The sequence below is a fragment of the Mesorhizobium sp. dw_380 genome (genome assembly GCF_018588885.1).
In the GTDB taxonomy this organism is placed as follows: Bacteria; Pseudomonadota; Alphaproteobacteria; order Rhizobiales; family Rhizobiaceae; genus Mesorhizobium.
The window spans coordinates 29,379-48,190 of sequence record NZ_JAFFIW010000006.1 but is presented as its reverse complement, the minus strand read 5'-3'; the positions used below and the strand labels follow the sequence as shown (position 1 = coordinate 48,190).

The following is an 18,812-nucleotide window of genomic DNA, read 5'->3' as shown; positions in this document are numbered from 1 at the left end:
GGTCCTATGAAGCTATGGCTATTCTCTGACTTGCACCTCGAAGTTGCCGATCTACGCCCGCCGATGACTATCCCGGATGCCGACATCTGCGTTGTGGCGGGAGACCTTTGCCGTGCTCCCGCCAACGGCGTTCACTGGTTGGGCAAAAACATCGCGCATGAGATGCCGTGCATCTATGTTGCCGGCAACCACGAATTCTACAAAGGCTCAATCCGGGAGGGACTGGAAGACGGGCGCGCCGCGGCCGCCCAGTTCCCGAATGTGCACTTCCTGGAGAACGATTTTGTCACGATCGACGGCGTTCGGTTCCTCGGCGCGACGCTATGGACCGACTATCGGATCGAAGGGCATCCAGACCTCGCCATGGTCCACGCGCGCGAACGCATGAACGACCACAAGCTGATCGCAGAACAGAGGAATCCCTGGAAAAGATTCGTGCCGGAGACGGCATTCCGAATGCATCAGGAATCCCGTCTGTTCCTCACTTCCGTTCTGAAGGCCGATCCAATCAAGACCGTCGTCGTCACCCACCACCTCCCGCACGCGAAATCTATCCCGTCGAGATTCGAGGGCGACCTGCTGAATGCCGCCTTTGCGTCAGACCTCTCCGAGGTGATCGAAGTCGGTCGTCCTGCCCTATGGTTGCACGGGCATACTCACGACACCTGCGACTATCGGGTCGGCAGCACGCGCATTCTCTGTAATCCGCGCGGCTACGGTGACGAGAACATCGCATTTGATCCGGCGCTGGTCGTGGGAGTGTAGCCCGCCAGCGTTGACGTGCGCCCGAGCCAGCTTCCCAGCATCCATTGCGGTGAAGGTAGCCTCGAGCTTTGAATTCAGCTCGGGAAGTCGGAAGGAATGGAAAATTGCCGTTCGGCTCGTCTGCAGCGCGGCGCTGTTTTTAGCGCTACTGGATAGTGACCTCTACGCCACCTCCGGCTCCACGGCGGCAAATCCATGCGCCTTGAGCTCAGCGCTGATCCACTTCCGTGCCGTTGTGATACTCTGACGATAGTCGTCCGCCGCTAGAGACAGCGACTCCGGCGAGGTCGCCCTCTCGAGATCTTCGAGTGACCATCCATCGACCAATCGTTTGCTGATCGCGTAGCAGGTACCTTTGCCCACGCGAAATGCCATAGATCGCTGTGCCGCCCTGAGGATGATGCTGCGAAGCGCCTCGCCTTCTGCTTGCCCCGCGAAGTGTACTTCTAGCTCCGCAGTCATTCTATCGACCGCAGAATAGAGGCCGTTGACGAAGAGCGTCTGCGCATCCCTATAAAAGCGGCCCGCACGCCCCTTCATCTGCTTCTCATCGATCTCCGCTGGATCGTCCAATATCTCGATCGTAGGGACACGTTCGAGTGCCTGCGCCTCCTTGGAAAGCCTCGCGCCCTCTGGGGCCTTCCGAATCTTCTTATCCGTCGCCCTCTGGCCGGTGGTCCGTTCGCCGCGAAGGAATCGATCCTCCTCGTCGTCGACGGAATCGACGTCAGCCGAGCCAGCCTCGTCGAGACCGACGTCACTATCCTCAGTGCGCTGGGGCGTGTTGAGCGACTTCACGTAGGTCGAAGTCGGCAAACGGAACTCGTCAAGTAGCTTCTGAAGGTCATTCTGCAGATCATCGAGGTTCTCGTCCCTCGGAGGATGAGCCTTTCTGATCACGTCTTTCACCCATTCGGGCATCAATTCGCGAACCTTCACGGCATAGTCGTCGGTCGTGATCGGAATGCGCTCCTCGATGGTCGTGGCGGCGTCACGATATTGGTTTGGAAGAGCTGCATTCTCCGGCAGGTATATCTCGACCGTAAGGACGGTGGAGCCGAAAGGTATCCCGTAATTCGGGGCGACAGCCGACCATTTCGGCCCGGTACGGAAGTCGTATCGCTCACCCTTATGCACCAGGGCACAGAACGACGTCGAGGATGTCGCTGGGTTGTTGAGCGCGCTTAAAGAGTGGCTGTAGTTGGCATGCTTCGGGTCGTGCAAGTACTGAATATTCACACCTGTCTCTGGACAGAGAACAGTCTGAGCGTTTGGCAGTTGCGGGATCACGTCTTGAAGCGTTTTTAGGGTGCGAGTCCTTCCTGTTTCATCTCGCCCGCCTCCTTTTGTCATGGCGACATCCAAAATCACTTTGACACCCGGACGAAACTCTGCGAACCGCCGAAATATCTGTGTTGCGACATAGCTACGGTCAACACGGATTCCTCTGCCGATCGGCTCCGTCACCGTGTCGTGGAGATCGTCCTCGCCCATAAGCACGACTTCCGTCCAGTCCTGTGAGAGATCGGCTGTCTTCCGCACCGCCTCGGTGACATCAAAGACGGTCTCCTGCCGCCCTTCGACCTCGAAGGCAAATCGAACAAACGTATCCGCTTCATCGTCGAATCCTATTGTAACCTCGTGAACCACGCCGGCCTTGCAGGACCGATAGCGGATTCCTGCGGGCGAGACGGTCAGGCCGGAGACTTTGGCGCCTATGCCGAAATTTTCACTCAGCGACATCTGTTTGTTGATCGAGGCAGAGATGTTCGTTGCCGTCCGAAGTTCCCCGGAATCCATTCCTGGTCCGGTGTTCCAGAGCGTCAATTTCCGAACACCTCCGACTAATGACGGATAGATGCGCACAGTTCGATTGCCCTCGGCTGCCAGTGCCGCACTTTCCTGCGCGTTCATGAAGAACTCACGGACAAGCGTATTTCGCGGCGCTTGACCGATCAGGCGGTTGATCAGAAATTTATCGTCCTGGATTGTTAGGCGTTCGAAGCTCATCGCATAGACCCCTATAGCTTGAAGACATCCTTCTCGGCTGCCGACGTTGATCCGAACTTCCGTTCGAGATCTGACGCTGCATCGCGAAGCGCCCTGACAATCTTCTTCACGTCACTCTCATCAAATTCGTAGGCTCTTCGATTTGAAAGATTCCCGATTTTCCGGACAGCCTCCAAAGCTGCCTGGGTCCTACCCTCGGCAAGCTTCACGAATTTCTCCCTCTTTTCGGACATGTAGGTGCTCCCGCGCTCGGAAGAATAAGTGATTAAACGGCACGCTGAAGATGTCAACATTCAAGAGAATATCTTGACGAATTTCATTACGTATTTCGGACCACAATGCGCAAGATGCTCACCCCGCAGAACGGCAAACGCGCGAGGCGGCCCGTATTATCGTGATAGGGAGCTGCGTAAATCGCACCGAAAGTGGTATGTCCGCTTGCGTCAGGGAGGGCGAACTTGGCGCCCGTAAGATCGTAAAGATCAATCTGTGATCTGTGATCCAAGATCAGCCGCTTCGATGGACTCGCCGCCTGGACTACTGGATAGTGCCCAGCGCCCAAGGAGCTTGGGACCTTCAGATCCAGTTCGGCATTGATGATTTTGGCATTCAGTAGCCTAGCGTGGCGCGTGAAGACGGACCTTGTGATCTTTCCACCTTTCGCAGAACGAACGGGTACGCTCCACGATCTCGGTATCCGGATTGACCACAAAGAAAGTACGACAGCTGTAAGCCGTAGCCCTCACTGCAATCGCTGGCATCGCAAGAGCCCGCAACCAACTATCCACCTCGGCGTCATGCCCGCCTTTGAACCGACTATTGTGGTGGTAAATCACCACGCACCGCCCCGCGCTTAATGCACGTGCCTCCGAGAGAGGCATCTGCTTACCGAAGCCTGTGGCTTTCCGACGCCAAGCCTCATCGCCAACTAACCCGTTGTCTGGATCCGCGAAGACGAGGTCGCACTGATTCAAGTGTTCAAGAGTCGTTTCAAACCAGTGCCTCCGCCGAGCGCTCCGTTCAGGAGCTGTCAGTCCGGTCGGGACAGGTTCAGCGACAAAGCACGCCTCGCTATCGAAGGCCCTTTGAATGGTCTGCACTGACCTTTCGCAATGAACTACTTCCCGGAGAAGGTCGAACAGCGCGGGATCGAGATTTCGCCAAACCGCAGGCATGGAGAGATAGGCAGTGTGCTTCCCGTCAGAATTGTGGCCTTCATTAGGATACAAGTACCACAGTATGCCAAGTCGCCGACTAGGGGCGAGAGTACGCAATAGCCCAATTTTAATATAGTCCCCTATATCGCCAGCGTATCTATTTTGCATCTTGAAGGGGAGGCGCTGTGTTTTGCATTGGCGGCGGATTCTGCCCTTTCCGATACCCTTCAATTTCACGCCGCAGAGAAGCTATTTCAAGCTCGCTCTTGCGCAACCGGTCCAGCATCTCTTCGTGTATCGCGCGCAATGTTTCGAGACGCTCTTCTTGAGAACCGTTCGCACTCCGAAGGTCTGTTACGATCGATCCTACTTGCGCCACATTGCCTGATACCGCATTTATATCGTTCCGAAGCCCGAAATAGAACGTGGCCCAAAGTGTCACAAGGGCAACGGCCGCAACCAATGCTCCAAGCCAACCAATCCGATTAAATAAATCTTTAGTCTGCTTTGCCTCCATCTGCGCAGCAAGCGCGTTCTCGGTGGCTTTATTACTGGCATCCAGCGCTTCATTAGAAGCCTTATTAGCCCTATGCGCTTCATCCGTAGCTATGGACACCATCTTGGGTATTGAGCTTCGAATGCCGATGCTGGGCTTTCCTTCAATTAGAGGCTTCGCAGCCTTCCTAAGGAACTCTTCGATTTCCCAATGTTCGGAATGTTTCTCGCCATCAGCTAGAGTGACCCGACCAAGCTTTGAGTCTGAGGTGGTCTTGGTGAACTCCACCCAAATCAACCCCTCCTTGATGGGAATCTCGTAGGGCTCATTGGTTAAATTGTGCAGCGGAATGCACAGCTTCCCCCAGTATCCAGGATCCACAAGGGGGCCAGTCCCGAGTAAAAGCCCTCGATGCACGTGCCTTATCTGCAAGTTGAAACGAAGACCAATATATCTCGGAAGCCTAAAATCCAGGTCGCATTCTACAAAAACTATCGAATTCGCCGGAATCAGTAATGGCATGTCCGGCACTAGAACTGGAATCAACTCGTTACTATTTTGATCGAAGACATAGGCCTTGCTTCCAATTCTCCCCTCATAAGATGCTTTCTTGAGGCGAGCCTTGCGCCCCCCTCCCGTATAGAACGGAGATATGATCCCAATCTCTTGAATATACTTTTCGATATGCTCCGCAGATAGCAACGATGGAGCGATGTCTGACGCGAAGGGGTCAGGCTTCTTCAAAAATGACGCAGCCCTCTTGGCAGCCTCAACTGTCGACAAAGCAAGTATTTCTGGATCTTTCCCTTCAGCTGTCAAGTCGGAATCCTCGCTGGCTCTACTACCTCCAATGTGGAGAATCCGAGCCAATCAATCCTGCGGTTAATAGATCGCTCGACCTCCTCACGGAATGATAAGAGGCTTCGAATGCTATACTAGGGTCCGCCCGGTCCGCGCCAACATGCCCGAGCAGGGATAGCTTGAGATAGTCGCCGATATCGCCAGCGTATCTATGCTGCAAGATGGACTACCCTATCAAAGTTTCTCATCCGACGGACGTTCCGGCGAGCCTTGGTTGCGCAACACTTTACGAAGGCTTGCGCTTTCGATTTCCAGCGCTTCGATCCGCGTTTCGAGATCCGATCTGGTCGCTTTGACCCTGGTCTGCAGGTCCTCAATTTGACCCCTTATCTGAGAAATGTCTTTCCCAAAGCCGGAGGCTGCTTTTACTGGCTCGCCTCCCTGTGACAAAAGCAAATTGTAGGCGGACTGCATAAAACTGCGGTTCGAGTAGATCTCGCTCATAAATATGATGCCGAAAGTAATTATCAAAGATAAGGCTCCAACCGCGCCAACGCCCTGAACCCATCTCACGCCTTTTAAGGCTTTGGTCGCCTTTTTCTCTACTCGTTCGACGAAAGGTTTGATCGAACTACGAATAGCGACTTCACGATCTAGATAGCCGTCATAGGCAGCCTTGTGAAGCCATTGCAAGCCGTCTGATATTTCCTTATATTTTGGATAGTATCCATACTGGAGTTTTCGATCTTGATTGTATGTTGTTCGGGTAAATTCGAGCCATATAAAGCCATCGTCTTCATGGATGTAATAGTCTTCGGAAGTCAGATTGTGCAGCGGTATCAATAGACGGCCGCGAAATCCGGGATCAACGAGCGGACCGGTGCCGAGAAGGAGTCCGCGGTGCACATGCTTGATCTGTAAATTAAAGCGAGCAGCTATGTATCTCGGTAGCCGGAATGTGACCCTGCTCTCCACGAAAACAATCTCGTTGGCTGGAACCCTAAGCCAGCCATCCTTCAACGGGATCCGCTGAATCCCCTTCCGGTCGTAAATGTACGCGTTCTTGCCAATACGGTCCTCATAAGATGCGTGCTTTAGCTTCTCCGGAGTCGCATGAAACGGTGAGATCATCGCGGTCTTTTCGACGTACCCGACTATGTCCTCGGCCGATAGCAAGGAAGGTGGGACTCTACCCCGCGTCTTGTGAAATGGGTCGTGATCAAACACGTCTTTTGCGATTTGATCTGCTTCTTCGTCGGTCCAGCTGAAAAGCTTGGGCTCAGGCGTAGAACTGGTCATCTTGAGAACGCCACTTGAGGTCTCTCGACGATCGAGAGGGGGTCAAAGCCGAACCAGTCGATCTTTTGATTGATCGCCGTCTCCACCTCAGAGACGAAGCTACGGACTCGACTCGTCGGCTGGTCGAGATCCTGTACAGGTCCAACGTAGTCCATGTGGTTGAGCACGATTCGATGCGGCGCATTTGCGCGGATGGCCCTTCGCACAAGTTCTCCATCGAACTCGCCAACCCGCCGCAGCTTCCTAGTAACAGTCGTATATTCCTTGAGATCGTCCATGCGGAGAGACCGTTCCCTTATCTTCTCCCAGGTGGTCTCTCCAGGCAGAGGACCCGAATCGCCAGCGACCCTTATCGGAAAGCTTCGAATGACCAGCGTGATGTCGTCAACGTGTCGAGGGCTGACGCCGGCTTCCGCCAGAGCTGCGGCAGCCGTTGTGGAGCGGGCCGTTGCCTTCGGCCAATAGCCTCCATCGAGCAGTGATAGGCCAAACCCCTGTGAGCCCTCAACAACGATCCTGCGATCGAGCTGAAGTCCGTTATGCAGCACAGTTGTCGTATCGCGCAAAAACGGTTGGAGTAGGCCATGGTCCCGAGCGTGTAGAGCCTTGACGGGGAAATTTCCCGCCTCTCGGGCTACGGACGCCATAACGGCCGTGCCAACTCCGGACCCCGTCGAACCAATTGTTGAAATCAGTCCTGCGTTCGTCTCCCAAGCTTTGTGCTGCTCCGTGATGACGTTGGCGAAGTGACTGATGAATATTCGTTCCGCAGGATAGGCAAGATCCGCGATCTCACGCAATAGAATCTCTACATCCAAATACGATCCGGCAGGAAAAACAACATCGACATTGCGATCAATGCACGCGGCAGGCATCTGCCGAAGAGCCCATTTTTTCCCATTGCGATCATATGCGGTATGGCCTGAGTTCGGCCCGCCAACGCGGACGACGGTTACCGGGCCACGGGTGCGCCGGACGATCTCGAGCGCGACCTTTCCTTTGCCTTCAGATCCAAATTGGCCACCTACTACGATGGAGACTGGCATGTCTTATCCCTCAACTCCGCAGCCAATTTCATAGCCCACGGACCTATGTCCTCCATATGCCCCTCATTCAAGAACACTCGATGCGCCAGGGAACGCATGGATTCCACCTGCCCCTCAACTTCGGAGCCAGCTACTGCATCGAAATCACCTTCGACAGCCCGTTTGTTGTATCTCTTGCGGCGCATGTTCTCGTCAGCGTCAATATAGACGTGGACATAGCTTCCGCCAGCACGCTCTGCAAGGAACGCATGGTCTTCAGGAAAACGGAGCCCGTCTACGACAACGGCTGAGGCCTCGACACGGGAGAGTGTTCGCTCAGCTAGCCAGCGCTGTTTGCCTGTGCGGTTTATTTCGTTGCCCAGTGCCTGTCGATTACTCCTGTCCAGAGGCTGACCTCGAGCCCTCAACTCGTCATCGATTACGAGGCTGAAACGCGTGTACGCGAAACCTAGTTTTTCAAAAGCCCGTGCGACAGTCGTCTTTCCAGCGGCGATTGGACCACTAATGCCGATAATGGTGGGATGGGCCTTGCCATCAAGCTTTGGAATGATCAATGGCGGCTCCTCGGAGGTTCCCATGGCTTCTACGAGACCAGCCCAATGAAACGAGCCTACCAGCGCCGAAGTGATAGCGTCGAGCTCATCATGAGACGCGACAGTTAAATCGCTGATCACACCAAAATCGGCGAGACCCAGCTTCAACCATTCGACACCGGCTCCCTTTCTGGGAATACGCATGATGTCCTGCGCGGCGCCAGGATAGCTTTCAATAACCGGAACTCCAAGGTTCCTAAAAGATTCCGCTAGTCGGATTCCTCGCGCGGTCAGTTTCTGCATACTCGGCAACAGGCACGGATATACGTTAACGCCGCGCCTCTTCAGCTCCCGTTCGCATTCCCGCATGATTCCAAAGCGCTCTCGCCCGGGGTCGGCATCGTCGACGCTTGTTCGCCCGGCCGGAAGGCACAGTGGGGAGTCTATGGATACAAGGTCAGGTTTACTGCTCATCGTGTGCCGGAGGATCTCTTCGTCAGTGAAGACCGTCTTGAAAGACGCCTTCTTTCCTTCGAGCAAGCACCAGCCGGACCCTCGGGCCTCGGAACCCGTAAGATCAATTCCAACGATGCGGGCGCCTTCTGCCGGGCTACCTCCGAGGAGCTGATTAAAATCAGGAGCGGACGACAACTCGGTTCTGGCAGCCCCGAATTGCGGAATGTCGATCCATCCAGATGGCGCCGCCCAAGTCTCAAAGGCCGCGCGTTTCAGGAACAGGTCCGGCTCGATCTGAAGTCTGTCGATGACGTGATCAAAAATAGCACCCATGGCAGCAATGTCGGCCCGGTTGTACCGGACGAGGGTCTCCAACGCAGCGACGTCGCCACGGAGGTAGCGATGCCAGAGAAGGACGGCAGCGAAGCCATCGACATTCGCAATTTCGCCACGTAGCGCAAGCCCTAGCTCTCTCTCAATCGCCTTTTGCCCCCCTGTGAGGCCTACTCGGCGGCAGAGGTACATCAGGTCGATGTGATGCGGTGGCAGTGCGACATCCGGAAATTCCTGCCGGATGAACCTTTGGTCAAACCGAATACCGTTAAAGGTGACAAGGGCAAGCGCATCCATGGCGTCTTCGCGCAACCGTTGATGGCTTTCCCCCTTGATCATGGTGGAAGCTCGGCCACCGACGGACCACCCGATGACGGTGATCTCGTCATAGTGATGGCTCAGCCCGGTTGTCTCTATGTCAAGAAATAGCACGCGCTCCGGGAATTGGCTGCAGAGGGCCAGTTGCTCCTTAAGGCGCAAAGGCAAGGCCGGCCGGCGCTTACTTGCATTGGTTCTCGGCGTGCGAGCGAGCATCACTTGGTGTCCCTGACAGCCCACGCGAATGTAGTCGCATGGTGGTTGAAGGGCGCCATTTGAGGGCTCTCGTGATCGGACTTCGCATGTGCGACTAGGCTCCCAGTTGGCCTGATGGCTGGCACCCGCATCCTCCGATTGTTTCCCCGCTTTAGGCTACCTCTATCAGGTCCTTTTGGCGATAATTGGCGATTCGTTATACAAAGGATATTCGATACGGTCGTGACATGCACGGTGACCCATGAAGCGAAAGAAGTCGGAATACGTGGTTGGGAAGTACGACGTGACGATTGAGTCGATTGTCGACGATGTGTCGCGCCTTCACGACTACGGGTTCAGCCGCTCTACCTGGTATCGAGGTGCGAACTTGATGGTGCGTCTTGGGTCCGATCGTGCGCTTGAACTCATGGATGCAAAGGCGGACCGGGCGCTCTCCCGGGGGGATCTCGCAATGTGCCATAAATGGCGAGATCTAATGGGGGTGATCCACGCGATCGAGTCTGACGAACCTCAACCGACGGACAGGGTTCATTAGGCTCGAGCTAACAGCCCGGCACCAATTCTACCGACCAGGAACTGTGCTTGCCACCCAAAAGCACGGCGAGTTCCTTGCAGAGGCGCCGGAGCCTGTCGTCGATTCTCCAAGGAGGATTGCAAATAATCAGGCCGCTACCCGCCAATGTTACGCCGTCAGGCCGATACGGACAGAATTCTGTGCGTAAGACGCTATTAAACCCCGCTGCAGTTGCGGCGGCGGCGATACAGTCGCCTAAGACGGCATCTTTGATGGGGTACCAAATTGCGTAAATCCCAGTTGCCCATCTGCGATTTCCAGCTTGAAGCGCAGCCGCGATCTGATCCGGTTCGTCCTTCCGCTCAAATGGGGGATCTATGAAGACCAATCCCCGACGTTCCCGGGGCGGTAGCATCGCCCCTATTGCTTCGTAACCATCTCGCTGATGGACAGAAACGCGACGGTCCTTGCGGTATCGCTCCTTCAGCAGCGATCCGTCCTCCGGATGCAGCTCACACACGTTAAGACGGTCCTTCTCCCGCAATGATTGTCTGACTAGCTCCGGTGAGCCGGGGTAGATCCTCAGGGACTGTGCATTGAGGGATTCGAGAGTTTTCAAGTACCTGGGTGCCGATGAAAGGGTTCTGCCGAAAACCCTATTCACGCCCGCATCACGCTCGTTGGTTCGCATAGCTTCATCTGAACACAGGTCGTAGATGCCTATACCCCCGTGAGTATCAAGCACGGCGAATGGGGTGGGTTTCTGCAATAGGTGTTCAAGAATGAGCGTCAAGGCGGCATGCTTGAAGACTTCGGTGTGGTTGCCAGCGTGGAACGCGTGTCGATAGTTCATTCCTTTTCGATGCCTTTCCCTCGCATGAGCCGCAGACTACTCCAAGGGGTCTTAGATCGAAGGGCGGCTTTAGAGAAGGTCGGAACGAACCGATCTGGCGGGATCACGCCAACGTTGGTTTCATCTGTCTAGCACCGCCAACGAAGAATGGAACAGCGAACTCGGGGAATGTTGACCGTCAGATTGCAGCAAAGCCTCGATGCGAAACGATCCCCGCCTCTTTCCGAAATTCCTCCACGAAACGAAGCATCTTGTCGTGACGGATGCGAGCCAGCTGCACCCCAGTGACCGTTTTGAAACCGGAAGCAAGTCTCAAGAGTTTTGTGTGGAAGTGGTCGAGCGCATATCGGCTGTCATCATATGGTCGGCCTTTCGCGTCCGGGTCGGACAGGTCATAGAAGGCTTGCCCCAGTCGGCCACTGACATAAAAGCAGCGTGCAACGCCTATAGCACCTATTGCATCCAGTCTGTCGGCATCCTGAAGAATTCGCGCTTCTAGCGATCTCGGCTCTATTCGTGCTGAGAAGCTGTGCGCCTCAATCGCATGCCCCACCGCTTCGATTTGATGAGGTTCCCAGTGTTCATCAAGCAGCAGGCTGTGTGCACGTGTCGCCGCTAGGCAGGATGCCTGCGAGCGGAGTGGGGAATTCTTCTCGACGGAAACGCAATCGTGAAGAAGACAAGCAGCAATAAGAACGTCGAGGTTCCCGCCCTCCTCAGCCTGAATCACCTGCACATTTCCCCAAACTCGAAGGATATGCGCGAGATCATGCGAGCCGTCGCTATCATTGCCCAGTTTCGGCAAGAGAGAGGCAGCAAGCGAGCCATAGGGGGAAAAAGCGTCCCGAATCGAATTGATAACCGAGCTCTGCATTTCGACAGGATGCTTTGCCTCGATGTTTCAGGCAATGGTCCAGCGTCCGGATGAGGTCGACTCCGGCCGATGCGGAAAGGTCGGCTTCTGACATACCTTCCGGAGGTCTCCTTCCAACACAATCGAGATTTCCACGCCTCCCTCCTGGGAGGGAGTCTTCAAACTTGTCGTCTGCAACCTGCAACAGCAAGCCGTGTTTTATCAGGCTTTCGCCGAACGGTTGCACATCATAGTGTGCGCGAATGAACGAGGGGGCTTTCCATCCGGAAGACAAGGCGCGATCCCACATTGATCGGCGTCTGTTGTTGTGCGGGTGGATGGTGCAGACCCGCGCCGAGATGAACCTGGGAGCGGGCCTTGGCGTCGCCGTCCGGGAATTCCAGACCGCTAGCGGTCCCGTCGATTATGCCCTGTTCGTCGGACGAATCCTGTGCGGCGTCGTGGAAGCCAAACCGGAAGGATCAACGCTTTCAGGTTTCGCCGAGCAGGCGGCGCGGTACATGGTGGGCGCGCCAAGCCATCTGGTGAGGTCGGATGGACAGGTACGTTTCGAGTATGTTGCCTCCTCCTCGGAAACGATCTTCAGGGACCACGCCGATCCGGATTCCACATCACGCATCGTGTTCTCGTTCCACCGTCCGGAGACACTTGAACGCTGGATCAAGGATACCACGACGCTTCGTGCCCGGCTGCAGTCAATGCCACCGGTTGATTCAACTGGGTTGCGTGCCTGCCAAGTAGACGCTGTAGCTGCCCTTGAGCAGTCGCTGGCGGTGAACAAGCCGCGGGCGCTCGTCCAGATGGCCACGGGCGCCGGGAAGACATTCACTGCCTGCACGTTGAGCTATCGGCTGCTGGCGCATTCCGGCTTCCGGCGCATCCTGTTCCTGGCGGACCGGGCGAACCTGGTGCGCCAGACCCGTGACGAGTTTCTCGCTTATCGCCCGCCGGGAACAGGCAGATCCTTCTCAGAGATCTACAACGTCCAGAAACTCGGCGCGGCGGGGCTGGACAAGGATTCACAGGTGGTGGTCGCGACTATTCAGCGCGTCTACTCAGTGCTCACCGGCAAGGAGCTTGCCGAAGAGGACGAAGAGATTTCGTCATTCGAGCAGTCCGGCCCGGCGACGGAACGCCTGATCAGCTACAATGCCTCGATCCCGATCGAGAGCTTCGATCTGGTCATCACCGACGAATGCCACCGATCGATCTATGGCACGTGGCGGCAAGTGCTCGAATACTTCGATGCCTTCACGGTCGGCCTCACCGCGACCCCCTCCCTTCACACGCTCGGCTTCTTCAACAAAAACCTCGTGGCCCAGTATCCCTATGAGCGGTCGGTGGTCGATGGCGTCAATGTCGGCTTCGAAATCTTCCGCATCCGGACGGAAATCGGCGAACGCGGCTCGACCGTGAAAGCCGGCTACGACCTTCCGGTCCGCGATAAGCGAACGCGAGCCGAACGCTACGAGACCCTGTCGGAAGATTTCTCATACACGCCGGACAAGATCGACCGGACTGTCCTAGTCCCCAACCAGATCCGCACGGTTCTCGAATCCTTTCGTGACACACTCTTTACCGAACTATTCCCCGGCCGCCACGAGGTTCCGAAAACACTGGTATTTGCCAAGGACGACCACCACGCCGAGGAGATCGTTGGGCTGGTCCGTGAGGTGTTCGGCAAGGGAAACGACTTCGCGAAGAAGATCACCTACAAGACTGATGGCGCCGATCCCGAACAGCTGATCCGCGCGTTCCGCAACGACTACAACCCGCGCATCGCCGTCACCGTTGACATGATCGCGACAGGAACGGACGTGAAGCCCATCGAGGCGCTGATCTTCCTGCGCGATGTCCGTTCCGAGCTCTATTTCGAGCAGATGAAGGGACGTGGCGCCCGCACGATCTCGCCAGAGAAGCTGCGCGAAGTCACTCCGGATGCCGAAGCAAAGACACGCTTCGTCCTGGTCGACGCCGTCGGCGTCTCCGAAAGTCTCAAGACGGTGTCGCAGCCGCTCGAGCGTGATCGGGTTATAGGATTCGATCGCCTGATCGACGAGATCGCCTCGGGACGGCGGGACGACGACGCCTTCTCAACCCTCGCGGCCCGTCTGGCCGCCCTAGATCGCAGGATTGGCGACAAGGATCGCGCGGCAATCACAAAGGCGGCTGGCGGCGTCGATCTCGCAGGTTTGGCAGCACGCTTGCTCGATGCTGTCGATCCGGACGCGCTGGCAGCTCGTGTGGGCCAGGACGCGCCGGAACCGGAGCAGCGCAAGGCGCGCGAGGCGGCCAAGGACAGGGCGGTCGAGATCTTTGATGACCCGGGGCTGCGCAAGCTGCTGAAGGACGTGAAGGCGGCGGCGGATATCCGGATAGACACAATTTCCACGGACGCCGTGGTGTCATCGGGATGGGATGAGAAGCGCGCAACTGACACCGTCGAAAGGTTTCGACGGTTCCTGGACGAGCGTCGCGATGAACTTGCTGCCCTACAGATCCTCTACCGTCTCCCGTACGCGCAGAAGCGGCTGACCTACGAGGCCGTGGACGATTTGCGAGAAGCGTTGAAGCGGCCTCCATGGCTCCTGGAGCCGGTCGATATCTGGCGGGCCTACAAGCGTATCGCCGCCGACAAGGTGCGCGGCAGTCCTTCCGGAACGCTGGCCGATATCGTCATGCTCGTCCGCTACGCGCTCGGGCAGAACGAATCCCTGGAACCCCTGCCATCTGTGACCGCCGGACGGTTCAATCTCTGGCTCGGGCGTGAGGAGAAGGCAGGGCGAGTCTATTCCGACGAGCAGAAGGCATGGTTGGCCGCCATTCGCGATCATCTCGCCGTGAACATAGAAATCCGGCCGGAGGACATGATGGACGCGCCGGAGTTTGCCGCCAGGGGTGGAATCGTGCGAGCGCGGGGTCTGTTCGGAGCAAGGCTGCCGGACGTACTCGATGAACTGACGGAAGTGCTGGTGGCGTAATGGAGGCAGTGACGGCGTGGGAAGAACGGCCGGAGGCCGTCGAGGGACCATGGACGCTGCCCGAGGGGTGGTGTTGGGCGCCGCTAGGTAAGCTTGGCTTATGGACGGGCGGTGGCACTCCAGCCAAGGCCAATGCTCTCTTCTGGACGAATGGAACCGTGCCCTGGGTCTCCCCGAAAGATATGAAAGTCAAAATCATCGGTGAGACCGAAGACAAGATTACACCAGAAGCGGTTGAGGGCTCGTCGGCAAAATACGTTCCCAAGGGGTCAGTGCTGATGGTCATGCGTTCCGGCATATTGCGCCACTCTTTTCCGGTTGCGATTACGGACCGGATCGTCACCCTCAATCAGGACCTACGAGCGCTCACACCCTTAAACGGCATCAGCCCGAGTTATGTGGGATACTACCTCACACTAGCTGTAAAACGCGTTCTGGATGATTGTTCGAAGGACGGCACGACGGTCAACAGCATTGAAGTCTCGGCTTTGGAGCGGTTTTCAGTACCCCTCGCACCCCTCCAAGAGCAGCGCCGCATCGTGGCCCGAATCGATGAACTCTTCGCCGAGATTGCCGAAGGCGACGCGGCCATGGCCGACGCGCGCAAAGGGCTGGAAACCTTCCGCCGCGCGTTGCTTAAAGCTGCCGTCACAGGCGAGCTGACGGAGGACTGGCGTGGCGCGAACCCCGTTGGTGAAACCGGTCACGATCTCCTAGCCCGCGTCAAGTCGGATCGCGCCGCGCATGATCCCGCCAACCGCCGTGGCAGCCGTGCGGCTGTGACGCGGCCGCTCGATACTTCCGCGCTGCCAACACTTCCTGAGGGCTGGATTTGGACAACCTTGGGCGAGATTGGCGAGATCGTCGGCGGCGCCGGTCAAAATCATGATCAAGGACGCCAGAATGCAATTTGAACCGATGGAATTGGAACCGATCAAGGCCGGGCAAGAGCGCTTGAGCCGCGTGTTCAGCGATGAGTTCGCCTTCGCCATTCCAACCTATCAGCGTCCCTACGCATGGGAGAAGGAGCAGGCCGAAGCGCTACTCGACGACATCCTCGCCGCGCTAAAGGACGCAACTCATACGCGCGGACCCGTGACCTATTTTCTCGGCAGCATCGTGCTCATCAAGCAGCCTGGCTCGCCTGAAGCAAAAGTCGTCGACGGCCAGCAACGGCTAACGACACTGACGATCTTGCTCTCCGTTTTGCGGGATTTCTCAACACTGGAAGTGGCAATCAAGCGCCACGATTACATCTGTGAGGAAGGTGATCCGGACAAAGGTACCAAGAGCCGATATCGCCTCACTCTGCGCAAGCGCGACGAGGAATCCTTTCGCGAGACGATCCAGAAAAAGGGAGCCACCACGGCTTTGCCCAGCACCAAGGGTCTGACCGACAGCCGCTTGCGGATCGTCGAAAATGCGACGCTGTTCTATGAGCGTGCCAAGGCCATGACTCCGGAAGCGCGTGATCGATTGGTCGCGTTCTTGCTGCAGCGCTGCTATCTGGTCGTCATCGCGGTTGCCAATGTCGACATGGCGCATCGGGTCTTCACCGTACTCAACGCGCGCGGTCTCGATCTGACACCAGCGGATATTCTGAAGGCCGATCTACTCGATCGCGTGCCCGCCGACGACGAGAAAGACTATTCGGATTCCTGGGAGACAATTGAGGAACAGCTTGGAAGAGAGCGTTTTGTCGAACTGTTTCAGCACATTCGGATGATCTACCAGCGCGAGAAACCGCGCGAACGGCTGGAAGTTGGATTCAAGAGGTTCGTGTCTGACTTTGCCGATCATAGGCTTTTCATGAAGGACGTATTGCAGCCGCTGGGCGCGACCTACGCCAAGCTGTTGTCGACTCCCGAATTCGCCACGCTCTACGGCGACGAAGCCACCAAGCGGCTGCGTTATCTCAGCAAGCTCGACAACAATGATTGGTTGCCGGTCGCACTCAAGTTCTTCGCCCACACGAGCCCTTCAGCCGAGGATGCTGCTCTTTTCATGCGACGGCTGGAGACGCTCGCCTATTTCCTGTTCGTGACCCGGGCCGACATTAATGAGCGGATCAGACGCTATGCAAACGTTCTCACCAATCTCGTCGGCGGCACCTGGAAGGGCAAGTCGATTGAATTGACCAAGGAAGATAAGACGGCGTTCCGTGTCCACCTCGACGGCCCTATCTATCAGGTCACGCGGGTGCGGTTGCCGCTCCTCCTGCGGCTCGATGCCGAGCTTTCCTCTGGCGGCGCGACCTACAGTCACGACATCGTTTCGGTGGAACACGTCCTGCCGCAAACGCCTGATGCCGCCAGCCAGTGGCTGAAAGACTTCCCCGATGAGGTAAAACGCGATGAGTGGACCCACAAGCTGGCCAATCTCATGCTGCTGACGCTTCGCAAGAACATTCAGGCGAGCAACTGGGATTTCACAACTAAGAAAGATCGCTATTTTTCCGAAAGCGGTGGCGTATCCCCCTTCGTCATCACCACCCAGGTGCTCGGTGAAATAGGGTGGACGCCAACCGTGCTGGAATCTCGCCAGAAGGCCCTGCTCTCCAAGCTCTATGCCACTTGGGATATTGCACCCGAGGTGGAGGTATGAACGCTCAAACTCTCGTCGCCAAGGTCTGGAACTTCGCGCATGTGCTGCGCGACCAGGGCGTTTCCTACCAGGCCTATATCAGCCAGATCTCCTATCTGCTGTTCCTCAAGATGGACGAGGAGCGGGTGACGCAGATCGGTGAGGCGTCCATGCTTCCGGGCGGCGCGCGCTGGTCCGACATCAAGGACCTCACTGGCGAGGCGCTGTCGCTACACTATACGCACCTTCTCGAAACGCTGTCGAAACAGGGAGGCATAATCGGCGCCATCTTCCTGAAGGCCCAGAACGAAATCCAGGATCCCGCCAAATTGCGGCGCCTGGTTGGGCTCATCGACAGCGAGGTTTGGCTAGGCCTCCCGGTCGACGTAAAAGGCGACATCTATGAAGGGCTCCTCGCCCGCAATGCCGAGGACGTGAAATCCGGAGCGGGGCAGTACTTCACGCCGCGCTCCGTCATCGAGGCGATGGTCGAGGTCGTCGATCCGCAGCCGGACCAGACGGTGCATGATCCCGCCTGCGGCACGGCAGGATTCCTACTGGCCGCCTGGGAACACATGAAGGAGAACCCGAAGGCCCGCGATCGAGCGGTATATTCTGCATTGAAGAACAAGTTTTCCGGCGTCGACATCGTCCCTGAGGTCGTTCGCCTGGCGGCGATGAACCTCTATCTGCATGGCATAACCGGCGTCGATTCCATCGTGGAGGCAAAGGATGCGCTGCTCGGCGCGGGCGGCAAGAGCTACGAAATCATCCTGACCAATCCGCCCTTTGGCAGGAAGCAAAGCTACCGGATCGTTCGCGATGACGGTGAAATCGACAGCGAACGCGAGGATTACGATCGCCAGGACTTCTTCGTCACGACCTCGAACAAGCAACTGAACTTTCTCCAGCACATCATGACGGTGCTCGCGCCCGAGGGCGAAGCTGCGGTCGTGCTTCCGGACAACGTCCTGTTTGAAGGTGGGGCCGGCGAGACAATCCGGCGACGGCTACTGCGGAATTTCGATTTCCACACGCTGCTACGCCTGCCGACTGGCATCTTCTACAAGCAGGGCGTCAAGGCCAATGTGTTGTTCTTCGACAAGAAGCCGCCCTCGGAGACGGCCGCCACGAAGGACCTCTGGATCTACGATCTCCGCACGAACAATCGCTTCACGCTGAAAGAGCGGCCCATGACGAAGGGCGACCTGTTGGACTTCATCAAATCCTACAGGAGCGGGCGCCGACGCGAGCGGGAGGAAGCGGAGCGCTTCCGTAGCTTCCCCTTGGAAACCCTGCTCGCCCGCGACAAGGTCAACCTCGACATCCTCTGGCTGAAGGACGATACACTCGACGATCCAGACCTACTGCCACCGCCCGATGAGGTTGCGGCGGAAATCATCGAAAGCCTTCAGACGGCGATTGATCGGTTTCGAGGGGTTGCGGCGGCGCTAGGCGGCGGCACACAGACCTGATCGCCACACTTCCCTGATCGAGACCCAATTCGATCGCCTTATAGGCGGCAGAGACGTATCCAGTTTGGCAGGAGAAATGCCGCGGCTAAGGCATCCATTTTG

At 56.9% G+C, this 18,812-nt stretch carries 13 protein-coding genes; 5 read left to right on the top strand and 8 right to left on the bottom strand.

What is annotated here, in order from left to right; translation table 11 throughout:
- The first annotated feature begins 6 nt into the window (after positions 1-6).
- On the top strand, positions 7-765 hold the full coding sequence (locus tag JT360_RS07760) for a metallophosphoesterase (protein WP_214470883.1): 759 nt from the start codon (positions 7-9) through the stop codon (positions 763-765).
- 162 nt (positions 766-927) lie between these two features.
- On the opposite strand, the gene JT360_RS07755 is transcribed toward JT360_RS07760, so the two are convergent.
- The 8 genes from JT360_RS07755 to JT360_RS07720 all read right to left on the bottom strand — a co-directional run bounded on the left by JT360_RS07755 (position 928) and on the right by JT360_RS07720 (position 11,671).
- The gene (locus tag JT360_RS07755) at positions 928-2,775 is read right to left on the bottom strand and encodes a hypothetical protein (protein ID WP_214470882.1); all 1,848 of its coding nucleotides are present in this window, start codon (positions 2,773-2,775) and stop codon (positions 928-930) included.
- Positions 2,776-2,786: 11 nt separating this feature from the next.
- Entirely contained in the window at positions 2,787-3,008 is a 222-nt protein-coding gene (locus JT360_RS07750) for a hypothetical protein (RefSeq protein ID WP_135900566.1), read from the bottom strand.
- 1,081 nt (positions 3,009-4,089) lie between these two features.
- Positions 4,090-5,247 carry a dCTP deaminase/dUTPase family protein gene (locus JT360_RS07745; protein WP_214470881.1) on the bottom strand — a complete coding sequence of 386 codons (1,158 nt, stop codon included), beginning with the start codon at positions 5,245-5,247 and terminating at the stop codon, positions 4,090-4,092.
- A gap of 216 nt (positions 5,248-5,463) precedes the next feature.
- Complete coding sequence (locus JT360_RS07740; RefSeq protein ID WP_214470880.1) at positions 5,464-6,528, bottom strand: dCTP deaminase/dUTPase family protein; 1,065 nt, start codon at positions 6,526-6,528, stop codon at positions 5,464-5,466.
- Positions 6,525-7,574, bottom strand: coding sequence for an adenylosuccinate synthetase (locus JT360_RS07735; RefSeq protein WP_214470879.1), 1,050 nt, complete (start codon positions 7,572-7,574; stop codon positions 6,525-6,527). Before JT360_RS07735 ends, JT360_RS07740 begins: the two co-directional genes overlap by 4 nt.
- Positions 7,556-9,430: a ribonuclease H-like domain-containing protein gene (locus JT360_RS07730; RefSeq protein ID WP_214470878.1), complete on the bottom strand. Its 1,875-nt coding sequence runs from the start codon at positions 9,428-9,430 to the stop codon at positions 7,556-7,558. Before JT360_RS07730 ends, JT360_RS07735 begins: the two co-directional genes overlap by 19 nt.
- 542 nt (positions 9,431-9,972) lie before the next feature.
- Entirely contained in the window at positions 9,973-10,797 is an 825-nt protein-coding gene (locus JT360_RS34045; RefSeq protein ID WP_214470877.1) for a 23S rRNA (adenine(2030)-N(6))-methyltransferase RlmJ, read from the bottom strand.
- Between the two features lie 178 nt (positions 10,798-10,975).
- A complete protein-coding gene (locus JT360_RS07720) occupies positions 10,976-11,671 on the bottom strand; it encodes an HD domain-containing protein (protein WP_214470876.1) in 696 nt (231 codons plus the stop codon).
- Between the two features lie 242 nt (positions 11,672-11,913).
- On the opposite strand from JT360_RS07720, the gene JT360_RS07715 reads away from it, so the two are divergent.
- From JT360_RS07715 to JT360_RS07700, 4 genes are read left to right on the top strand one after another with little or no spacing between them, the layout of a single operon-like run.
- Positions 11,914-14,652, top strand: coding sequence for a type I restriction endonuclease subunit R (locus tag JT360_RS07715; protein ID WP_214470875.1), 2,739 nt, complete (start codon positions 11,914-11,916; stop codon positions 14,650-14,652).
- Positions 14,652-15,566, top strand: coding sequence for a restriction endonuclease subunit S (locus JT360_RS07710; protein ID WP_214470874.1), 915 nt, complete (start codon positions 14,652-14,654; stop codon positions 15,564-15,566). Before JT360_RS07715 ends, JT360_RS07710 begins: the two co-directional genes overlap by 1 nt.
- Positions 15,538-17,256 carry a DUF262 domain-containing protein gene (locus JT360_RS07705; protein ID WP_214470873.1) on the top strand — a complete coding sequence of 573 codons (1,719 nt, stop codon included), beginning with the start codon at positions 15,538-15,540 and terminating at the stop codon, positions 17,254-17,256. The genes JT360_RS07710 and JT360_RS07705 overlap by 29 nt, the downstream gene beginning before the upstream one ends.
- Complete coding sequence (locus JT360_RS07700; RefSeq protein WP_214470872.1) at positions 17,253-18,710, top strand: class I SAM-dependent DNA methyltransferase; 1,458 nt, start codon at positions 17,253-17,255, stop codon at positions 18,708-18,710. Before JT360_RS07705 ends, JT360_RS07700 begins: the two co-directional genes overlap by 4 nt.
- Positions 18,711-18,812: the final 102 nt, after the last annotated feature.